The organism is Bradyrhizobium sp. WSM4872 (assembly GCF_055811715.1).
Map to the genome: position 1 here is coordinate 48,211 of NZ_JBVVPT010000006.1, position 19,194 is coordinate 67,404.

Here is a 19,194-nt window from a genome sequence, read left to right on the forward strand (position 1 = left end):
AGCCTGTCGTGCCTCAGGACGAGCCAACCTCAACCCGAAACGACAACTGCTCTTCGGTTCCGGGCGCGATGTGCATCAGGCCCGGCTTGTCAGTGAATTCGCCGTCGAAGCCGGCGGGACTGGCATAGCCGCGCCAGGGCTCGATGCAGAGGAACGGCGCGCCTGATGGTTTTGACCAGACGCCAAGCTCGCGAAAGCCGCGCCATGACATTTCCAACCACGGCCCGGTGGACGCGCCCTGCTCCGCGGCATAGCGGACCGAATTGCTCGCGATCCGATCGAAGATGATTGCGTCGTCGACGAACAGGGATTCGGACAAGGGCAACACGGAGCCTTCGACCGGGCTTGGCTCCGCTGCCGGGCGCAGCAAACCGCCGTCGAGACGGCGGACGGGCGATGGCTCTGCGTTCGCGAAGCTCAGCGCGTAGCTCTCCTTCGCCAGCCCCGGTTGGAGCGGCCAGTTGAAAGCCGGATGGCCGCCGAGAGAGGCCGGCAATATCTCCGTGCCGGTGTTCGCGACCACGAGTGAAAGATCGAGACCGGAGTTGTCGAGCGCATAGGTTGCCGTCAGGCGGAACGCGAAGGGGTAGAGCGCGCGAGTCGTCTCGCTGTCTTCGAGCACCAGGACACAGCGACTTTCGCCACGTTCCGCCCACGCAAAGCGGCTGTCACGCGCGAAGCCGTGCTGGGTCATCCGGTAGGTCCTGCCCCGGTGCCGCAATTCGTCATTGGCGAGACGCCCGACGATGGGAAACAGCAACGGCGCATGTCGCGGCCAGGCCGGCTCCGCCTGCCAGACGAACTCGATGCCGGCATCGCTCGCCAGCGAACACATCTCCGCGCCTTGCGCCTTGATGGTCGCGGTGAGGCGGCCGCTGCGGATCGTGTGCGTGTCATCGGTCATAACAGCCTGTTCCGATCATCGCAGTTCACAGGACAGTTTCCAGATGTCCGCGGAATGCTGGAGCGACATTCTGCTCAAGAGCGCTGATAGTCGTCTTCAATCCGGATGATGTCGTCTTCCCCGAGATAGCTTCCGGTCTGGACCTCGATCAGCTCCAGCATGATTTTACCGGGGTTCTCCATCCGGTGCACCGCCCCCATCGGGATGTAGATCGACTCGTTCTCGTGCACGCTTTTGACGGTCTCGTTGACGGTGACGCGGGCGGTGCCGCGGACCACGATCCAGTGCTCGGCGCGATGATGGTGCTTCTGCAGCGACAGACGCCCGCCCGGCTTGACCACGATGCGCTTGACTTGGTGGCGCTCGCCATTGTCGACCGACTGGTAGCTGCCCCAGGGCCGATGCACCTTGAGATGTTCCTCGGTGACCTTCGGTGCGACCGTCTTGAGTTTTGTGACCAGCCGCTTGAGCCCGTTGGCATCCTTCTGGCGCGAGACCAGAACCGCGTCGGCAGTCGCAACCACGATAAGATCGTCGACGCCTTCGAGTGCGACCAGCGCAGCGTCGGTGGTGACGTTGCAGTTGCGGCTATCCTCGAACACCGCGGCGCCATGCGAAGCATTGCCTTGCGCGTCCTTGTCCGACAATTCCCACACCGCGTGCCAGGAGCCGACGTCGGACCAGCCGCACGACACCGGCACGACCGCGGCGCGCGCGGTCTTCTCCATCACCGCATAGTCGATCGAGATCGCCTTGGCCGAGCCGAACGCCTCGGGCTCCAGCGTCACGAAGCCGAGATCGCGGCCGCCATTGGTCACGGCATTGGAAATCGCCTCCACGCTCGCCGCATCGACCTTGCGGTATTCGTCGAGCAGGACGTTGGCCGGAAACATGAAATTGCCGCTGTTCCAGAGATAGCCGGAATTGACATAATCGGCCGCCTTCACCGCGTCCGGCTTCTCGACGAAGCGCGCGACCGCATGCACCTCGCCGGAGATGACCTCGCCCGGGCTGATATAGCCGTATTCGGTCGCCGGCCGCTCCGGCTTGACGCCGAAGGTGACGATGCGCCCGGCGCTCGCGGCGGTGAGGCCCTGGCGGCACGCCGCGACGAACGCGGCATTGTCCTGCACCACGTGGTCGGCGGCGAGCGCGAGCACGATCGCTTCGCTCGAGCGATTCTGCGCGAACACCGCGCCGGCGGCGATCGCCGGGCCGGAATCGCGCCGCATCGGCTCTAGGATCACGTCGGCCTCGATGCCGATCTCGGCGAGCTGCTCCAGCACCATGAAGCGGTAGGACGCATTGGTGATGACGATCGGCCGATCGAACAGCGAGGCCTCCGAGACGCGCAACAGCGTGTCCTGGAAGGTCGAGCGCGTGCCGAACAACGGCAGGAACTGCTTGGGGCGCACCTCGCGCGAAGCCGGCCACAGCCGCGTTCCGGCACCGCCGCACATGATCAGGGGGATAATTTTTTGGGACACGTGTGAGCTACTCAAGAGAGGGGTCTATACGCGGTGATAATTTCGATACCATTCGACAAAGCGGCCCAAGCCATCCGCCAGCGGAGTCGAGGGCGTGAAGCCGACGTCCCGTTGCAGCGGCGAAATGTCGGCGCGCGTCTCGAGGACGTCGCCAGCTTGCATCGGCAAAAGCGTGCGGATCGCGGGCTTGCCGATGATCTTCTCCAGTGTCTCGACGAACTCGATCAAATTGACCGAGCGGTTGTTGCCGATGTTGTAGACGCGATACGGCGCATAGCTCGACGAGTTCTCCGGCTGCTCGGCGTTCCACGCGGGATTCGGCGTCGCTGGCCGATCGAGGGTGCGGATCACGCCCTCGACGATGTCGTCGACATAGGTGAAATCGCGCCACATATTCCCATTGTTGAAAAGCTTGATCGGCTCACCCGCAAAGATCGCGCGCGTGAAGAGCCAGGCGGCCATGTCGGGCCGGCCCCATGGACCATAGACAGTGAAGAAGCGAAGACCGGTCACCGGCAGCTTGTGAACATGTGCGAACGTGTGTGCCATCAGCTCGTTGGCCTTCTTGCTCGCGGCATAGAGGCTGACCGGATGATTGACCGAATGCTCGGTCGAATACGGCAAGGTGCGATTGGCGCCATACACGGAGCTCGACGAGGCGTAGACGAGATGGGCCAGACCGCGGCGCCGGCCGGCCTCGAGCACGGTGACGAAGCCATCACAATTGGCGCGGATGCTGGTGATGGGATCGTCGATCGAGGCGCGCACGCCGGGCTGCGCCGCAAGGTGCACCACGCGGTCGGGCGAGACCTCGTCGAATACACGCGTCACCGCAGCGAAGTCTGCAAGATCGATCTCGTGGAATGAGAAGGCATCATGCTTGAGCGTCTCGAGGCGAGCGCGCTTGAGCGCGGGATCATAGTAAGGGGTCATCGCGTCGATGCCGACAACTCGTTCCCCGCGCGCAAGCAGGCGCTCACAGACATGCATGCCGATGAAGCCGGCAGCGCCGGTAACCACCACGGGGGCCACAATAAACTCCGTTGTCCGTCCTCATACACCGCATTGCCAGACTGAACCGTTAGAGGCAAGGGTTCAACATTGGACAACAGCCCCCATGCATCGGCAAGCTTAATGCCGGGCGCTTCGGATGTCAGCCTTCCCGAGTTAACCAGAAGGGGCGTCCTCTGCCTGCGGACGAAACATCAGACGCGCGTCCATAAGAGGCTCCGGGCCGCCCGGCAAGACTTTCAACAAGTGTTCCCGGGGAGCACCGAACGAACAGCGCGATCACGCGACCGATGTCGTCATAATTCCGTGCCTTCGGGCTGCTTCTTTCCGCGCTCACTTTTGGTTCGAAAGCACAAATCGCGATCACCCCTTTTGGCATCGACAACCCGAACGGCACAAAATTGAAGCTTTTTATCAACGGCCGCTTTCTCTCGCAAAAGCTGACCGGCGTTCAGCGTTATGCCGCCGAACTGGTCAAAGCGATCGATGCCCTGCTTGCGTCCGGCCAATCGCCCGCTTCCCTCAGAGGAGCCGAGTGGCAATTGCTCGTGCCGAGCGAGACGAGCGAAACGATCCATCTCACCCGCATCAAGGTGCGCAAGATAGGACGGTCGAGCGGACATGCATGGGATCAGATTGAACTTGCGCGCGCTGCCGCTGAAGGTCGCCTGATCAGCCTAGCGAATGCCGGACCTGTCTTTCATCGCGATCATATCGTCGTCATCCACGACGCACAGGTCTTCCGCCGGCCCGATTTCTTCAATTGGCGCTATTTGGCCGTCCACCGCACGATGGGGCGCCTGCTTGCACGCCGGGCCACGATCGCGACCGTATCGGCCTTTTCTCGCAATGAACTGGCTGCAATGCTTGGCCTGTCGAAAACGGACATTCCGATATTTCCCAACAGCGCAGAGCATTTCGCATCCACCACGCCTGATCCCGGTATTCTCGATCGACTAGGGCTTCAGTCGGGAAAATATTTTCTCTTTGTCGGCTCCAGAACCAAGAACAAGAATCTTGCCGTTGCAATCGAGGCCGCGCGGCTGCTCGAACGAAAGGACGTTCCGCTCGTCATTGTTGGCGGAGACAACAGCAAGGTATTTCAAGACAATCTGGGCGAGAGCGAATCGGGCCTGCTTCTGGCGGGACGCCTGTCCGACGGGGAGATTGCAGCTCTGTATGCACACGCTCTGGCGTTTGTCTTTCCCTCTCTTTACGAGGGCTTTGGTGTACCGCCACTTGAAGCCATGATCTTCGGCTGTCCGGTCATAGCCTCGACGGCTGACGCGGTGATGGAAACGTGCGGCGAAGCAGCTGCTTATTTTTGCGCCAACGACGCTCAAGCGCTGAAACAGCTTATGCTCGAAAGGTTGGCAGTTGGCGCAATCTCTGATCAGGAGCGCAGAAAGCAACAGGATCGTCTTGCATTGTACTCCTGGCAAGACTCGGCGCGAGCACTGTTGGATTTTCTCGCGTCGCGCGCATAGCGACTGACAGCGGCTCGGCATCCAACGAGTTCCATGCGCACGCTCGAATCCGACGGAGGCGAGCTTCAGCATCGCGGCGCAACAACACCACACCGCTGCCCAATTCTCGCTATGGATTGGATGGATTGTGATCGCATCCATTGGATGCTCAATTAAGGATGCGCCATGTCGATCGTCCCAACTCAATCCTCCGCAAGGCAGGCGGTGAAGGTGCTGCATGTCGCGGAAACCATCCGGGGTGGGATAGCGAGCTACCTGAACGAATTGCATCCGCAGCAGCAAGCGAGCTTCGGCGCGGAGAACGTGCACTATGTTGTGCCATCGGATCATCGCCACGACCTCGTTGGAATCGATGACAGCCAGATCACGACCTTCGACAGATCGGGCCGCAGCATCGCCGGACTGTTTCAGATGCTGCGGGCGAGCATGCAGGCGCTCGACGCCTTCAAGCCTGACGTCATGCATCTCCATTCGTCGTTTGCCGGACTCGTTCTACGGCCCGCGTTGGCCGCTCGTTCTGAAGGTCCTCGCGTCGTCTATTGCCCGCATGGCTGGGCATTCTCGCGAGAGACCGGCCGCCTGAGCCATCTGGCGGCAAAAGCTGCAGAGACTCTTCTGGCCCGCACGTCGGATCGTATCATCTGCATTTCCGGCGATGAATTCAATGAAGCGGTCCGGGCGGGAATTCCGACTGACCGACTTACCCTGGTGCACAATGGCATCTCCAAGAGCCGCCCACTGCCGCACGGCGTTGCGACGAATTGGACTTCAAAGAAGGCCAAGGTCCTTTTCATCGGTCGCCTTGATCGACAGAAGGGGTTCGATCTCCTGATCGAGGCCGCACGATCCCTCGAAGATGTCCTGGATGTTCGCATTGTCGGCGCCTCCGTGGTCAACAAGTTCGACGGAGCTGCGGTTCCCGCCAACGTCTCGCTGCTGGGCTGGCTGGATCGTCAGCACATCGAGACTCACCTGGAGGCGGCCGACCTCGTCGTCATCCCGTCACGATGGGAGGCCTTTGGCCTCGTCGCTCTGGAAGCGATGCGTGCGGCCAAGCCCATCCTGGCCTTCCACAGCGGAGCGCTCCCCGAAATCGTCGTTGACGGCGTCACCGGCGTGCTTTGCGAACCTGTCGCGGTTCAACCTCTCATCGACGGCTTCCGACGGATGCTCGATCTGGATCTCAAGGTCCTGGGGCAACGCGGCTATGATCGCTTCAAGCAGTTTTATGACGTCCAGAAGACACACCGCCAGCTGCATCAGGTCTATGTCGAACTCCTCGACGACAACAAAAGCGAGGTCGAGCAGAACGTGGCGCTGCAATCGGACCTCTCGAAGCCTTTTTGAGGTGAGTTGCGGCAGGCGAGTAATGATGACGGGTATGATCCAGGCGATGGCAGGCCACCGCACCTTGGGTCGCAACGGGCTTCTCTGGATCGCGAGCCTCATCGCGTCTGTTTCTCTGTCGGTTCCGGCATGCGCTCAACAGGCTCAGACGCTTGAAAGCAGATTCCTGTTGGGTATCGGCACCCATCAGGGACTGGGAGGGCCGGTCAGTTCGCGAGGTTACGTGCCCTCCGTGAACGTCGGTCAGATCAAGCAATTGGGCTTCAACGCGTTCCGCGACGATTTTCCCTGGTCTGATTTCGAATTGCCGGGACGTCGGATGGGCTTCACGCCGCGATTGGGCAGGCTCGACGCGCAGGTTCAGTCCGGCATCGCCCGGCCGCTCCTCATCCTTGCATTCGGCCATCACCTCGTGCCGAACTCGTCGCCCCCGACGACGGATGAAGCCCGGCAGCGGTTCGCGGACTATGCGGCAGCGGCAGCGCGATCGGTAGCGCCGCAGCGCCCGATCTTCGAACTCTGGAACGAGTGGAATCTCGCAGCCAAGAAGGACCCTTCATTCTCGGCGGAGAATTACCTGGCCCTCGCCAAGGCAGCACGCCCCGCGGTCAAGCAGGCGGTGCCGAATGCGCCTTTCGTCGTCGGCGCGATCGGCGACGATCCCGGCTGGACATGGACGGAGAAGATGCTGCAAACTGGCATCCTTCAATACGCCGATGGCGCCTCGATTCATCTTTACAATTTCTGCATGGCGCCGGCGAAGCGCACTTCGACCGAGATTATCGACCGGCTCACCGCGTTCCATCGGCTGGTCGGCCAAGCGAGCGGCAATCCCGACTTCCCCATTTACGTGACCGAAACTGGCTGGACCACGGCTGCGAACAAATGCGGTGTCAGCGAGCAGGCCCAGGCCGACAACACGGCACAGCTCATCCTGTGGGCCTCGACAGCGGCGCGCTGGCTCAAGGGGATGTGGATCTATGAGCTCAAAAACAGCGGCCAGAATCCAGCCGAGCTGGAGGACAATTTTGGCGTCTACGGTTTCGACAATTCGCCCAAGCCCGTAGCTTGCGCGGCGCGTGGCGCCTGGGCATTCATCCGCTCAACCTTAACCGCGGAACGTAGGAGCCTTGCCACCGGGGTGATATCGATCGGAGCATCCTCGACCACCGGCGGCAAAGTCGCGGTCTGGTCCGAAGATCCGGATCGACGCTACGAGGTCCGGATCAGAGGCGATCTGCCCGGTGCGACTTTCGCGGCCCCCTGCGATGCAACCGCAAGGCCCGCCTCCGGGATCTGGCTGCCGGTTTCGAGCACGCCGGTCCTGATCGCCGCCAATAATGACGCCATTCCCGCACTGGATATACGGCCGGCACGGTAATCGGATCGGCACAAAGAGGTTGACGCGATGAAGATCCTTTTGACATCCACACTTTATCCGACCCCGCAGGCACCAAAGATCGTCGGCGGAGCAGAGATCTTCGCGCGGAGATTTGCCGAGGGCCTGGCTCAGCGCGGCGACGAGGTCGAGGTGGTGCGCGCCGCATCCGCACCCGAGCAGGGGCGTGAACTGTGCAATGGTATCAACGTCTATTCCGCACCGGTGCAAAACGTCTATGCGCCGTTCACGGAGCAAAAGAACGTCGTGAAACGAAGCATCTGGCATGCGATCGACGATTGGCAGATCTACGCCCCGATGATCGCGGAGCGCATTCGCGCCTTCAAGCCGGACGTTCTGCATTCCAATAATTTATCGGGCCTGACCACGGCGATCTGGCGGGTCGCCGCCAAGCTCGGAGTTCCGGTCCTGCACACGCTTCATGACTACTATCTGACGTGTCCACGCTGCTCTCGCTTCGACAAGGGCCACTCCTGCGAACGCACCTGTACGAGCTGCGGGATCCTGACGTACCACCGCAAGCGGGCGACGCATTGGCTCGATGCCGTGGTCGGCGTCAGCGAGCGCGTCCTTTCCATTCACACCGATATGGGCATGTTTGCCGAGACGCCGATCCGCACCGTCATCCGCAATGCCTCGACCGAGCCCCCGCGCTCACCCTACCCGCGGCCTGTCTGCACGACGGAAGTGACGTTCGGCTTCATCGGACGGATCACCGAGGAGAAGGGCATCGACAATCTCATGCGAGCGCTTGCCATGCTGCCGCCTGATCGGATCCGGATGATGATTGCCGGCCGCTTGAGCGATCAGGAGCAACAGCGCCTGAGGGCACTGGCGCCGCAGGCACGGGTCGAGTTCATGGGATTCGTATCTCCCGACGAGTTCTACAGGCAAGTCGACGTCGTGGTCGCGCCGTCCATCTGGCACGATCCCGGCCCGCTCGTCGTCGCGGACGCCAAGGCGGCGGGCAGGCCGCTGCTCGGTACGCACTTTGGCGGCATGCCGGAGGCGATCGAACATGGCGTCACCGGGTGGTTGACCGAAGCGGATCCACAATCCCTGGCCAGAAGCATGCGCGAAATCGCCGCGGATCCGCACAAGATCGACGAGATCAGCCGGCGGCTTATCGCGGACACGAACAAGTGGATCTTTTCCGACGTATTGTCGTCGTACAAGAACCTGTATGAACAACTGCGTGAGCGACGGATGTCGTCCGTGCGCCCGGCAATAGCCGGGGTGCCACAAGCACACGCGGTGGCAAAGAGTAGCTTCATTCCGAGATGACACGTCTCTTCGCGATCGCCGGCTACGTTTACCAAAGCGCAGCAGCGATCATCCTGATCTTTGTGATCAGTCACCTGTTGCCTGCCGCCGACTACACCAATTATTCTCTTGCAATGGCCTCGAGCCAGTTGCTCTGCGTCCTCATGTTCGAGTGGCTGCAGCTCGCGGGGCTGCGCTTTCTCGCGGCCGCCAAGGAGAGTGAGGCTGCTCGACTGAGATCGTCGCTCTTTGCAGCGGCGCTCATGAGCGCCGGCGCGCTCGTCGCGGTCGGGAGCTGCGCCTCCTTGATCAGCGGCCTCACGCCACGATTGGTCGTCCTCGGCCTGAGCGTGGCCGTTCTTCAGGGCTCGACCGATTTGTATTTCTTGTCGGTACGACTGTCGAACCGGCTGGGAACCGCCTCCTGCCTCCTTGCCTTGCGTGCGACGGCTCTTTTGGGCGGGGCCGTCTCGGGCGGAATGATTTCAGGCACAGCCGAAGCGACGCTGCTCGGCATCGCATCGGGTCACGTGCTTGGGCTCTTTGCCGGTGTCATCGCATATCGCACGCCGCTGGATCGCGTGTCGCTGCGAACAATGCTGGCTGACTGGAAAGACTTTTCGCGTTACGGCATGCTTGCGGCCGGCGCGTCGGTGATCCATTTGTCCGTGCCGGTTCTGCTCCGTATTATCGTCGTCGGGCGACTGGGCGCCACAGGAGCCGGTGCAGGATTTTCCATTGCGCTCGACCTGCTGCAACGTCCCTTCTGGGTCCTCAACGCGGCGATCCACACCGTGAGTTATCCTGACGTGGTCAATGATTTCGAGCACGGGAGCGCCACGACGTCGAGACAATCGACGCGGCACATGTTCGAATTCATGATCTGCACCACCCTCGTCCTGCTGGGCGGGCTTGTCGCCTTCATTCCGGACGCGGCCCGCATCCTGGTCCCGCGGGAGAGCGTCGAGAGCTTCCTGGCGACAGGGCCCGCGGTCGCTGCTTTCTACTTCCTCCATACCCATTTGCAGGCGACGATCGCAGTCGTTCCCCATTTGGAAAAGCTCGCGACCAGGCTCGTCCTCGTCGCTGCCGGGCAGCTTGCAATGGTTGCGGCGTTCTCAATGGTTGCCGTCTGGGCCGGCCTGTCGCCGCAAGCAGCCGTCACATGCGCCTCGATTGCCACGCTCGCAGCGATCGTGGCCGGGCTTGGCCCTACCCTCAGATTCGAGGCGGTCCCGCGCTGGCCCCTGGTGCTTCAGGCCCTCGCGGCCGCCATCCTGATCGGATCCCTCAGTCATGCGCCGAGCGAACCGATAGCGTGGCTTGCTGGAAAAATCGTCATCGCCGCAATCGCCACGGCTGCGGTCGGCTGGCGCGGAAACTTTCTCCTCCTGGCCCGCCCGAGCTGATCTGTTGAAATGGTCTCCCTCGCAATCCTCTTTGCTGGGTCGGCGAAGTTCCTCTTACGGAACTCATCATTGTTTCGCTCCAGGAGGCTGCAAAAGCGACTGACAACCAATGCGAGAATAGTGAATGATACACTCGCACAGAAATATTGCATCGGCCGAAGCTCTCGGTGATCGGCTGATCTTTTTCTGAGCGGGACCGAAAAGATTTGGGCTGATCGTCAAATTTACCAGCGCATCTGGTCGGCCGACAATTTCCACATTGAGCCCGACTCACATGCATCATTGAAGCGCGACATGCGCATATATTCAGCAGTGAAATCTTGCGAATTCTTGGAAGCGCCATGTTCAGGTCATGCTGCGTTGGCACGACATCGTTATTCTCTTGAATCAGAGTCGACCTGTTCCCGCGAGGAACTGCTGATCGCTCTCGATTTGTAGCTCCGATTTTTATCTGAAATTCACACTCGATCGAGAAGGTTGAACGCAAATCCCTGCGAGCAATTTCGTTCGCGTAGAAATTCGAGTGTGAAATGTCGTCAGATCAAACCGTCCTCTCCGCAAGCGGATTCATCAACTCCATCGGCGTCAACACGCATGCCGGCTTCGGGTGGACCGACTACAATAACCTCGCATTGATGGTCGATGACCTGAAGTATCTCGGCGTCACCCATCTCCGCGACGCGATGGGAACCAGCCCCGCCGCACAACCGGTCGTTGAAGGGCTGGCGGCCGCCGGCTACAAGTTCGACTTCCTGGTGTCATCCGCGCTGCCGCAGCTGGGTACGGCCGGCCTTCAGAAGTATATCGTGTCGCTCGAGAAGTTTGTGGCGAGCCATCCGGGCAGCATCAGCGCCATCGAGGGCCTCAACGAGGCCAATCACCAGCCCTTCAGCTACAATGGCAACTCGAGCCTTGGCGCCGCAGCCCAGTTCCAAAGCGCGCTCTATCAGGCGGTCAAGGCAGACGGCACGCTCTCCAGCATTCCCGTCGTCAATCTGTCGCTCGCCTACAACGATCCCCAGGGCTACAGCCAGCTCGGCAACATGTCGGGCTCGGTCGATTTCGCCAATGCGCATGCCTATGTCAGCACCAGCTTGACGACGAGCAGCTCACTTGCTGCCACCTTGAGCGCGGTCTCGACCGCCGCGCCGGGAAAACCCGTCATGATTACGGAGACCGGCTACACCACCCAAGCCAATACCCAATATCTCGGCGTCGACGAGACGGTCCAGGCCAAGTCGATCTTGAACACCCTGGTCGATGCCTACAAGGCTGGCGTGAGTGCGACCTATCTCTACGAGATGTTCGACCGCGACTCCTCCGCCAGCAATACCAATCCCGAAGCCAACTTCGGTCTATTCAACTCCGACGGAACGCCGAAGCTCGCCGCGACGGCGATTCATAACCTGACGAGCATTCTGGCCGATGACGGCAAGGGCGACCTGCAGCCGACTCATCCACTAAACTACACCCTGAGCAACATGCCAGCCTCGGGCAACAGCATGGTGCTCGGCAAGAGCAATGGCGCCTACGAGCTTGTCGTTTGGGCGGAGCCGAAGCTCTGGAATGATGCGGCCGATGCCGAGATCTCCAATCCGACCCAGACCGTCACCGTGAATCTTGGCGGCGTGCATCATTCGGTCAAGGTGTACGACACGCTGACCGGAACCACCGCGATCGCGAGCTACACCGACGTCAGCACGATTACGATTCCGGTCAGCGATCACCCGCTGATCATCGAGATCGACGCGCCTGCGACCACCCCCACTCCGCCTGATACCCGAACCAATGTCAGCGGTACGGCTGCCGAGATCGTGCCGCAACTGTCCGACTTGAGCACGTCGACGGCGCTTCAAACCATCACGCTAACCGACTCGCATGTCCTGCCCGTCGCTTCGAAAGCGACGATGGACTACATGATCGCGCATTACGGCAGTGCACTGTCCAAGATCCAGGGCGGCCATTCCTTCTCGGTCACGAACTCGGCCGCGACCTGGAGCAGCACGAAAACCTATGACGCCAGTGGCAACCTCCTGTCGGAAGCGGATACCGGCCTGAACGCAAGCGGACTGCCCATTTCGACCACGATCGTCTACACCGACGGGTCCAAAGACGCGATCGGCTACACCGGCGGCGTAAAGACCACCTCCGTCCATTCCGCGACCGACGGAACCAAGACCACCGACACCTACAACACCACCGGCACGCTTCTCAGCGAAGTCGTGCAAAAGTCGGACGGCTATTATTCGACGACCATCTACATCAACGGCGTGAAGACCACCGTCTATGTCAAGAACGCCGACCACACCCAAGACAACTATACCTACAACATCAAGGGCCAGAGCTACACGAGCCAGGTCCAGCACCTCGATTCAACCGGCAAGGTTACGTCCGTGGTCCGCAGCCATGCGGACGGCTCGCTCGATTCGACACAAGTCTATAACGGCGACGGCAGCAGCGTGATCACCACCTATAGCGCCACGGGGGTCAAGCTGGTCGAGACCGACTACCATGCCGATCGCAGCAAGGACGTCTGGACCTACAACATCAAGGGCCAGAACTATGCGACCGAGCACGACGTTTACGATACGACCGGCTTTCTCACGACCCTGACGCGCCTCCACACCGATGGCAGCCTGGCCTTCAAGCTGGCGCAAACGACCGACGGCACCAAGACGACCGATTGGTACAATGCCGCCGGCGGCCTCACCAGCGAAGTCGTACAAAAGGCCAACGGTTTCAGCTCGACGACGCTCTACAGCAACGGCGTCAAGACCAACGCCTATGTCAAGAATGCCGACGGCAGCCAGGACAATTACGCCTATGGCATCACCGGCCAGAGCTACAGCACACTGATCCAGCACGTCGATCCCTCCGGCAAGGTCACGGCCGTGACCCGCAAGCATGCAGATGGCACGCTCGACTATACGCAGGTCATCAGCAACGACGGCAGCAGCGTCGTCACCAACTACGACGCAGCGGGAAAGCGGACGAAGGAAACCGACTACAACGCCGATGGCAGCAAGGATATCTGGCTTCTCAACATAACCGGCCAGACCTACACGACCGAGCACGACATCTACGATGCGGCTGGCTTCCTCACCTCGCTGGTTCGCACGCACGCCGATGGCAGCCTGGCCTTCAAGCTGCAGCAGAGCAGCGACGGCACCAAGGTCTCGGACTGGTACGACGGCAGCGGCATTCTCACCAGTGAGGTCCTGGAGAAGGCGAGCGGCTACAGCGCAACGACGATCTACACCAACGGCGTGAAGACCGCGGCCTACATCACCAATGCGGACCAGAGCCACGACAATTACAGCTACAATATAACAGGTCAGAGCTATACCACGCAGTACCAGCACCTCGACCCCTCCGGAGTCACGACCGAGGTGGTCCGCACGCATGCCGACGGGTCGCTCGACTATAGCCAGGTCGTCAACAGCGACGGCAGCAGCGTGGTGAGCAACTACAACGCTTCCGGCGTCAAGATGACGGAGACCGACTACCACGCCAACGGCTCGAAGGATGTGTTCCAATCCAATATCGTTGGGCAGACCTACACGAACGAGCACGACAGCTACGATTCGACAGGCTTCCTCACCAACATCGTGCGCACCCACGCCGATAGCAGCCTTGCCTTCACGCTTGTCCAGAGCTCAGACGGGACCAAAACCTCGGACTGGTACGACGCCAAGGGCGTTCTGACCAGCGAGGTGACGACGAAGAGCGACGGCTATAGCTCCACGACCGCCTACACCAACGGCGTCAAGACCGCCGCCTACATTACCAACGCCGATGGCACGTCCGACAATTGGAGCTACAACATCAAGGGGCAGTCCTACACCACGCAGCATCAGCACCTCGATGCTTCCGGGCATATCGTCGAGCTTACCCGGACCCACGCCGATGGCACGCTGGACTATACCCAGGTCATCAACAACGACGGCAGCAAGCTGACCGACATCTACGACGACTCCGGTTCCAAGACCCAGGAGATCGCCAACAACGCCGACGGTTCGAAGGACGTCTTCCTCTTCAACTTCAACGGACAGGCCGGGACGACGCAGCACGAAAACTACAATGCGGCCAACGCGCTCCAGTTCTTCGACGCCACCAAAACCGACGGCACCCACAACGTCACGGCGGTTGCGAGCGGCGTGACGATCCAGGGCGGGGCCGGCAATGACCTGTTCTCGGCGGCGCCGAGCTCTACCACAATCGTCTACGATCACGGCCAAGACCAGATCGTCAACTTCCAGGCCGGCAACGCCGCCACTCACGACGTGATCCAGATCTCGAAGCTCCTCGCCGCAGACTACGGCCATCTGCAAATCACGCAGTCCGGCGCGAACGCCCTGGTCACGCTTTCGGCCAGCGACTCGATCCTCCTGAAGAACGTCAGCGTGGCCAGCCTGACGAGCCACGATTTCCTGTTCGTCTGACCACGGCGAATGGGTCCGCAGGATCACATCAATATCTCAGGCGCCGGGACCAGCTCAGGCAAGCCCCGGCGCCGTTCAATAATTGGGCGGCTGCCTTGTCGCGAGGCGCAAGCCGCATAACGGCTATTCGCCTGCCCTCGAACGCTGGCCCAGCGAACTTGCGTCACAATTGACCGCTAGGCAGAAGGTTGCCTCACGCAAGGAATTCGACACGCGATGGAAGCCAATGAAGCAAGACGGTTCGTCGTTCTCGACTTCTATCGTTTCGTTGCCGCTCTCGGCGTTTTCATATTCCATCTGAAGACCATCGACAGCGGCATTGCACCGGTCTGGAACGGATCTTATGGCCTTTTCGTGGACATGTTCTTCATCTTGTCCGGGTTCGTGATCTCCTATTCCTATCCGTCTGACGCCCGTGGTCTCAAGGCATATTCCCGGTTCATGATCCGCCGCATTGCGCGGATCTATCCGCTGCATTTTCTGACTTTGCTCGTGTTCGTATTGCTGATCGGGTTCGGCCTGGACCAATCGGCGAGGTCGACGCCGCTGGACTTCCTGTACAACCTCGTGCTGCTTCAAGCCTGGGGCGTTACCGATCATTTGAGCTTCAACTCTCCGTCCTGGTCGATCAGCGCGGAATTCTTCTGCTATCTGATCTTTCCCCTGCTCATGCTGCTTGCACGCAAGGTCCATCCGTTGGTGCTGGCCGCCATCGTTGCCGCGCTCTATCTGGTCCTGGCCCACGGCCATCTGCCGATCTGGCAAGAACGATCGCAGATGTATGGAGCCAATTACGACTACGGGATGCTCCGTGCGCTGCCGAGCTTCTTGAATGGAATCCTGCTCGCCATATTGTTCAGGTTGTCGCATCCGTATCGGCACAAGCCAGTTGTCTTCGCCGGCATCGCCCTGTTCGGGATCTCCGTGCTTGTCCTGAACATCTTCGCCAAGCCGGATCTGGCAATCATTCTGTTCTCCTGCGCGATCCTGCTCACTGCCGTCGGGGAGAGCGCTTTCGTGCAAATTCCCGGCAGCCGCCTCCTCGGGCGGCTCGGCAACACCTCATATTCGATCTACATGCTGCACGACGCCGTGCTCATCGCTGTATTCAAGCCGTTGTGGACCGCGCTTGGGCTGCGTCCGGATCAATTTGGCCTCTTCGCCCTGGCCTGCTGCGCGATCCTGACCATCATCGCCGATCGCACCTATGCCTATTTCGAGAACCCGGCACGGCGGTTGATCAATCGTGCGGCCGACATCGAATATGGATCGCCTCGCAAAGAGCAATCGTCCGCCAAGACGCCTGTCACCAACAAGACGTCTGTCAGCAAGACGTCCGTGCGTTTCGACGAGACGGAGCAGGCCGCCAACTGAGGTCCGCCCGCTTCCCTCAGGCGACCTTGCCGTCGGTCGCCGCGTCAACCGACATCAGACCATCGCCCCGCAGCGGAGCGATGTTGGCGCGGGACAGCTCCATGACTGCCGGCAACATATTGCGGACCTGCGCGCCAGCCGTCTTGTAGGCGCCGAGGAACCTCAGCAGAAACTTCTCGAGATTGTCTCCCGCGAGCAGTTGCTCCGGTGAGAGAAGAAGCGATTCGCTCACACCGAAATGAGCGAACAGACCCTGGAACTTGTCCTGATAGGTGATCGCCGCAACCGGCGTTCCCTGTCCGAGAGCCGCAATCGCGAGATGCATGCGGCCGGTGACGACACCGTCCACCAGACCGACGACCGCCTTGATCTCGCTCGCCGACAGAACGTGCTCGACATGATGAATATGGTCGCCCAGCGCTGCGCGCAGGCGACCGCCCAGCGGTCGAAGGCAATTATCGTCGGCGATCCCCGGGCGATAGTCGTGCGCGAGCAACACCCAGCTCGCGCTATGCTCTCGAGACATGCGCCCCATTGCGCTCGCCGCGAGTTCGATCATTCGCTGCAACTTGGCCGGCTCGGATTTCCTGAACAGCATCGGGTGGATATTGAAGACGAAGACGTTGCGTCCCTGTCTGCGCTGCTCCGCAATCGCGGCCGCAATCTGCGTCACGGCCGCAGTCTCCGGCTGCGGCACCAGCATGAATGCGGAATCAGCGACGAGATGCGCACGATTCGGGGCGAAATCCTTGAAGCGCTGAAGCGATAGTGCATCGCGCAGATTCAAGACCACGCCGGGATCGAGCAGCCGAAACACCTCGCGCAATGCCTTGGCCGGACGGGAGTTGAAGCTGAATCCGAGCACGCTGACCTTGGCGCCGCACGCTGCCATGAGATCGGCGACGAGCAACATGCGAGTGGCGTCCACGGGGGAATAGTAGCCGTCCAGCACATCTGCCCCCAGAACCATTCCGAAATCCGGCCTGGTGAGAGAAAGCTCATGCGCCACCGTCATATAGGAAAACGGCTGCCGCCAAAATTCGAGCGGCTTGAAGCCCATTGCGCGCACTTCCGCGCTTGCCGCTTTGGTGGCGGTGACAATGTAGACCTCGATGTTCGGATGGGCCTGCTTCATCTCGCCGACGGCCGCCTCGATCATGGCCTCGTCGCCGCGCGACTGATGAATGCTCCAGGGGTCGGACGGGAGCAGGACGAGCCGGCGCGGGTTGTTACGCGGCGCGGCATCAGCGCCGATAGCCTTCCTGGCGATCTGCCACCTGCGCAGCTCGAGCAGATCTACCGCAAAGGGCGTGTTCTTCGCGCTGTTGAGCCAGCCTCGGAGATGCTTGCGAACAGGTACCGGAATCAATTGTTTCACGACGTCTTCCTCGTCTTCATCAGGCGGTCGCACCACGCTTCACGACGAAAGCGATCAGGGAGAACAGCTGCTTCCGCCAGAACAGCAAGATGCTGATCAGATAGGTCGCCCCGAAGCATGACGAGAGCAGCCCTATCCGCAAATAGGGATTCATGTCCGGGGTCGCTTCGCGGCATAGCGCAACTGCGCCATACGCCAGAAGGATGGCGCAAAGGCAGCCTGCAACGGGCCGCAGAAACTGGTTCCAGCTCAGGCCCAGCAGCCTGAGCGCCAGCGCGAATGTCACGGGCGTCACCACGAGCTGTGCGACAGCGAAGATGGTGGCGAGCTGACCAATGTCGTGCGACGGCAGCAGGAACATTGCTGGGACTACCGTGCCGAATTTGAGAATGTTCAGCAGGAAGACGTAGTTGGGCTTGCCCATGGCGCCGAAATAGGCGCTGTTCACGAACTGCACCGTCTGAATCGCGCCGATGAGCATCAGCGGCCTCATCACGGCTTCGCTGCCGGCCCATTTTGAGCCGAAGAGAAGCAGAGAGAACTCCGGCGCGATCGCCGCCAGGAGCACAAAGACCGGAGAGCCGATCAATGCTCCGAGGCTGACGCTGCGCAGATAAGCGTCGGCAATACGGTGACGCTCATGCGCGATCTTGGACAGTGCGCTCAGCGCGACGTCCATGACGGCCTGTGTCAGCAACTGCATGAGAATGATGTAAACTCTCGCGCCCACCGTGTAGATGCCCAAGGCCGCGACGCCATAGAGCGACAGGATGATCATATCGATCGTCCGCACGATGGCGAAGTCCAGCAGCCTGTTCGACACCACGTGGATGCTGTAGCCGGAAAGTTCGCGCAAGCTCTTCAGATCGTAGCTGCGCATCGGGAGCCATCTGGGCTGGCTCCAGAGCCACAGGCCGCTGACCGCGCTCTGAACGACCACCTGGATGACGAGGCTGAGGGCACCGAACCCGGCATAGGCACAGGCGATCCCGACCACTCCGGAGATCGCGGTCGCCACCATGGTCCTGAGCGCAAGCACGCGAAAATCCATCTGGCGCTTGTAGAGCGCCTCCTGGAACAGCGTGGCGGTACCGATCGGAAGCGAGAGGCTCGCGGCCGTCAACAGCGGGGCAAGTCCCTTCACGTCGAGCCAACGTTCGATATCGGTCGCCAGCAGGGCGATGAGAACCGCAAGGAGGGCCGATGCCGCCAGTGAGCAGAAAAACGGCAGTGTCACGTCCGCAGGCTCCAGCGTGCGTCGCTGGATCAACGCATCACCGAACCCGAATTCGGAAATGGAGCTCAGGAGCAACAGGATGAAGCCAACCAGCGCGGCAAGACCAAAATCCGCAGGATTGAGCAGCCGCGCCAATATCAAGAACAGAACAAACGACAGCGCACGGCCGCCCCAATTCTGCGCCAGCGACCACAACAACGCGACCACGACCTGATGTTGTTTGCCCGGAGTGACGTTCATCAAATAATCGACCCAATTCCGACAGATCCAATCACAATCGCCCGCTAGACAAGTAGGCGATCGATGACCGCGCGTGACGTCGCCATTTTCCAACTCCGTCCCGATGGCGGCAGCAATCGCGCAGCAGTACGACGACGTTGTGGCAATCAGATGAGCGCCATCAATCATCCGATTTAGCGTGGAAGTGAGTTCAAATCGTGGACTACACTCCAACCG

At 60.8% G+C, this 19,194-nt stretch carries 12 protein-coding genes; 7 read left to right on the forward strand and 5 right to left on the reverse strand.

The window, feature by feature from the left end; genetic code table 11:
- Positions 1-13 precede the first annotated feature (13 nt).
- The 3 genes from AC0L3C_RS10735 to AC0L3C_RS10745 form a co-directional block, all read right to left on the reverse strand.
- Positions 14-904 (reverse strand): aldose 1-epimerase family protein, encoded by an 891-nt coding sequence (locus tag AC0L3C_RS10735; RefSeq protein ID WP_473407910.1) that lies wholly within the window; start codon positions 902-904, stop codon positions 14-16.
- A 74-nt stretch (positions 905-978) separates the two neighbouring features.
- The gene (locus tag AC0L3C_RS10740) at positions 979-2,391 is read right to left on the reverse strand and encodes a mannose-1-phosphate guanylyltransferase/mannose-6-phosphate isomerase (RefSeq protein ID WP_473407911.1); all 1,413 of its coding nucleotides are present in this window, start codon (positions 2,389-2,391) and stop codon (positions 979-981) included.
- A gap of 24 nt (positions 2,392-2,415) precedes the next feature.
- Entirely contained in the window at positions 2,416-3,423 is a 1,008-nt protein-coding gene (locus tag AC0L3C_RS10745; RefSeq protein ID WP_473407912.1) for an NAD-dependent epimerase/dehydratase family protein, read from the reverse strand.
- 380 nt (positions 3,424-3,803) lie between these two features.
- Between AC0L3C_RS10745 and AC0L3C_RS10750 the strand changes: the two genes are divergently transcribed.
- From AC0L3C_RS10750 to AC0L3C_RS10780, 7 genes are all read left to right on the forward strand, one after another.
- Positions 3,804-4,889 carry a glycosyltransferase family 4 protein gene (locus AC0L3C_RS10750; RefSeq protein ID WP_473407913.1) on the forward strand — a complete coding sequence of 362 codons (1,086 nt, stop codon included), beginning with the start codon at positions 3,804-3,806 and terminating at the stop codon, positions 4,887-4,889.
- A 165-nt stretch (positions 4,890-5,054) separates the two neighbouring features.
- A complete protein-coding gene (locus AC0L3C_RS10755) occupies positions 5,055-6,236 on the forward strand; it encodes a glycosyltransferase (RefSeq protein ID WP_473407914.1) in 1,182 nt (393 codons plus the stop codon).
- A 1-nt stretch (position 6,237) separates the two neighbouring features.
- Positions 6,238-7,617 (forward strand): cellulase family glycosylhydrolase, encoded by a 1,380-nt coding sequence (locus tag AC0L3C_RS10760; protein ID WP_473407915.1) that lies wholly within the window; start codon positions 6,238-6,240, stop codon positions 7,615-7,617.
- Between the two features lie 27 nt (positions 7,618-7,644).
- Positions 7,645-8,919: a glycosyltransferase family 4 protein gene (locus AC0L3C_RS10765; protein WP_473407916.1), complete on the forward strand. Its 1,275-nt coding sequence runs from the start codon at positions 7,645-7,647 to the stop codon at positions 8,917-8,919.
- Positions 8,916-10,307: a hypothetical protein gene (locus AC0L3C_RS10770; protein ID WP_473407917.1), complete on the forward strand. Its 1,392-nt coding sequence runs from the start codon at positions 8,916-8,918 to the stop codon at positions 10,305-10,307. Before AC0L3C_RS10765 ends, AC0L3C_RS10770 begins: the two co-directional genes overlap by 4 nt.
- 530 nt (positions 10,308-10,837) lie before the next feature.
- On the forward strand, positions 10,838-14,749 hold the full coding sequence (locus tag AC0L3C_RS10775; RefSeq protein ID WP_473407918.1) for an RHS repeat domain-containing protein: 3,912 nt from the start codon (positions 10,838-10,840) through the stop codon (positions 14,747-14,749).
- 216 nt (positions 14,750-14,965) lie between these two features.
- Complete coding sequence (locus AC0L3C_RS10780; protein WP_473407919.1) at positions 14,966-16,123, forward strand: acyltransferase family protein; 1,158 nt, start codon at positions 14,966-14,968, stop codon at positions 16,121-16,123.
- A 16-nt stretch (positions 16,124-16,139) separates the two neighbouring features.
- Here AC0L3C_RS10780 and AC0L3C_RS10785 read toward each other — a convergent pair whose 3' ends face one another.
- Entirely contained in the window at positions 16,140-17,501 is a 1,362-nt protein-coding gene (locus tag AC0L3C_RS10785; RefSeq protein ID WP_473407920.1) for a polysaccharide pyruvyl transferase family protein, read from the reverse strand.
- 19 nt (positions 17,502-17,520) lie between these two features.
- Entirely contained in the window at positions 17,521-19,191 is a 1,671-nt protein-coding gene (locus AC0L3C_RS10790) for a lipopolysaccharide biosynthesis protein (protein ID WP_473407921.1), read from the reverse strand.
- Positions 19,192-19,194: the final 3 nt, after the last annotated feature.

Bases quoted from the DNA above. Each gene is read 5' to 3' on its own strand.
- AC0L3C_RS10735 (WP_473407910.1), bottom strand. From the start codon at position 904: ATGACCGATGACACGCACACGATCCGCAGCGGCCGCCTCACCGCGACC.
- AC0L3C_RS10755 (WP_473407914.1), top strand. From the start codon at position 5,055: ATGTCGATCGTCCCAACTCAATCCTCCGCAAGGCAGGCGGTGAAGGTG.
- AC0L3C_RS10765 (WP_473407916.1), top strand. From the start codon at position 7,645: ATGAAGATCCTTTTGACATCCACACTTTATCCGACCCCGCAGGCACCA.
- AC0L3C_RS10770 (WP_473407917.1), top strand. From the start codon at position 8,916: ATGACACGTCTCTTCGCGATCGCCGGCTACGTTTACCAAAGCGCAGCA.
- AC0L3C_RS10775 (WP_473407918.1), top strand. From the start codon at position 10,838: ATGTCGTCAGATCAAACCGTCCTCTCCGCAAGCGGATTCATCAACTCC.
- AC0L3C_RS10780 (WP_473407919.1), top strand. From the start codon at position 14,966: ATGGAAGCCAATGAAGCAAGACGGTTCGTCGTTCTCGACTTCTATCGT.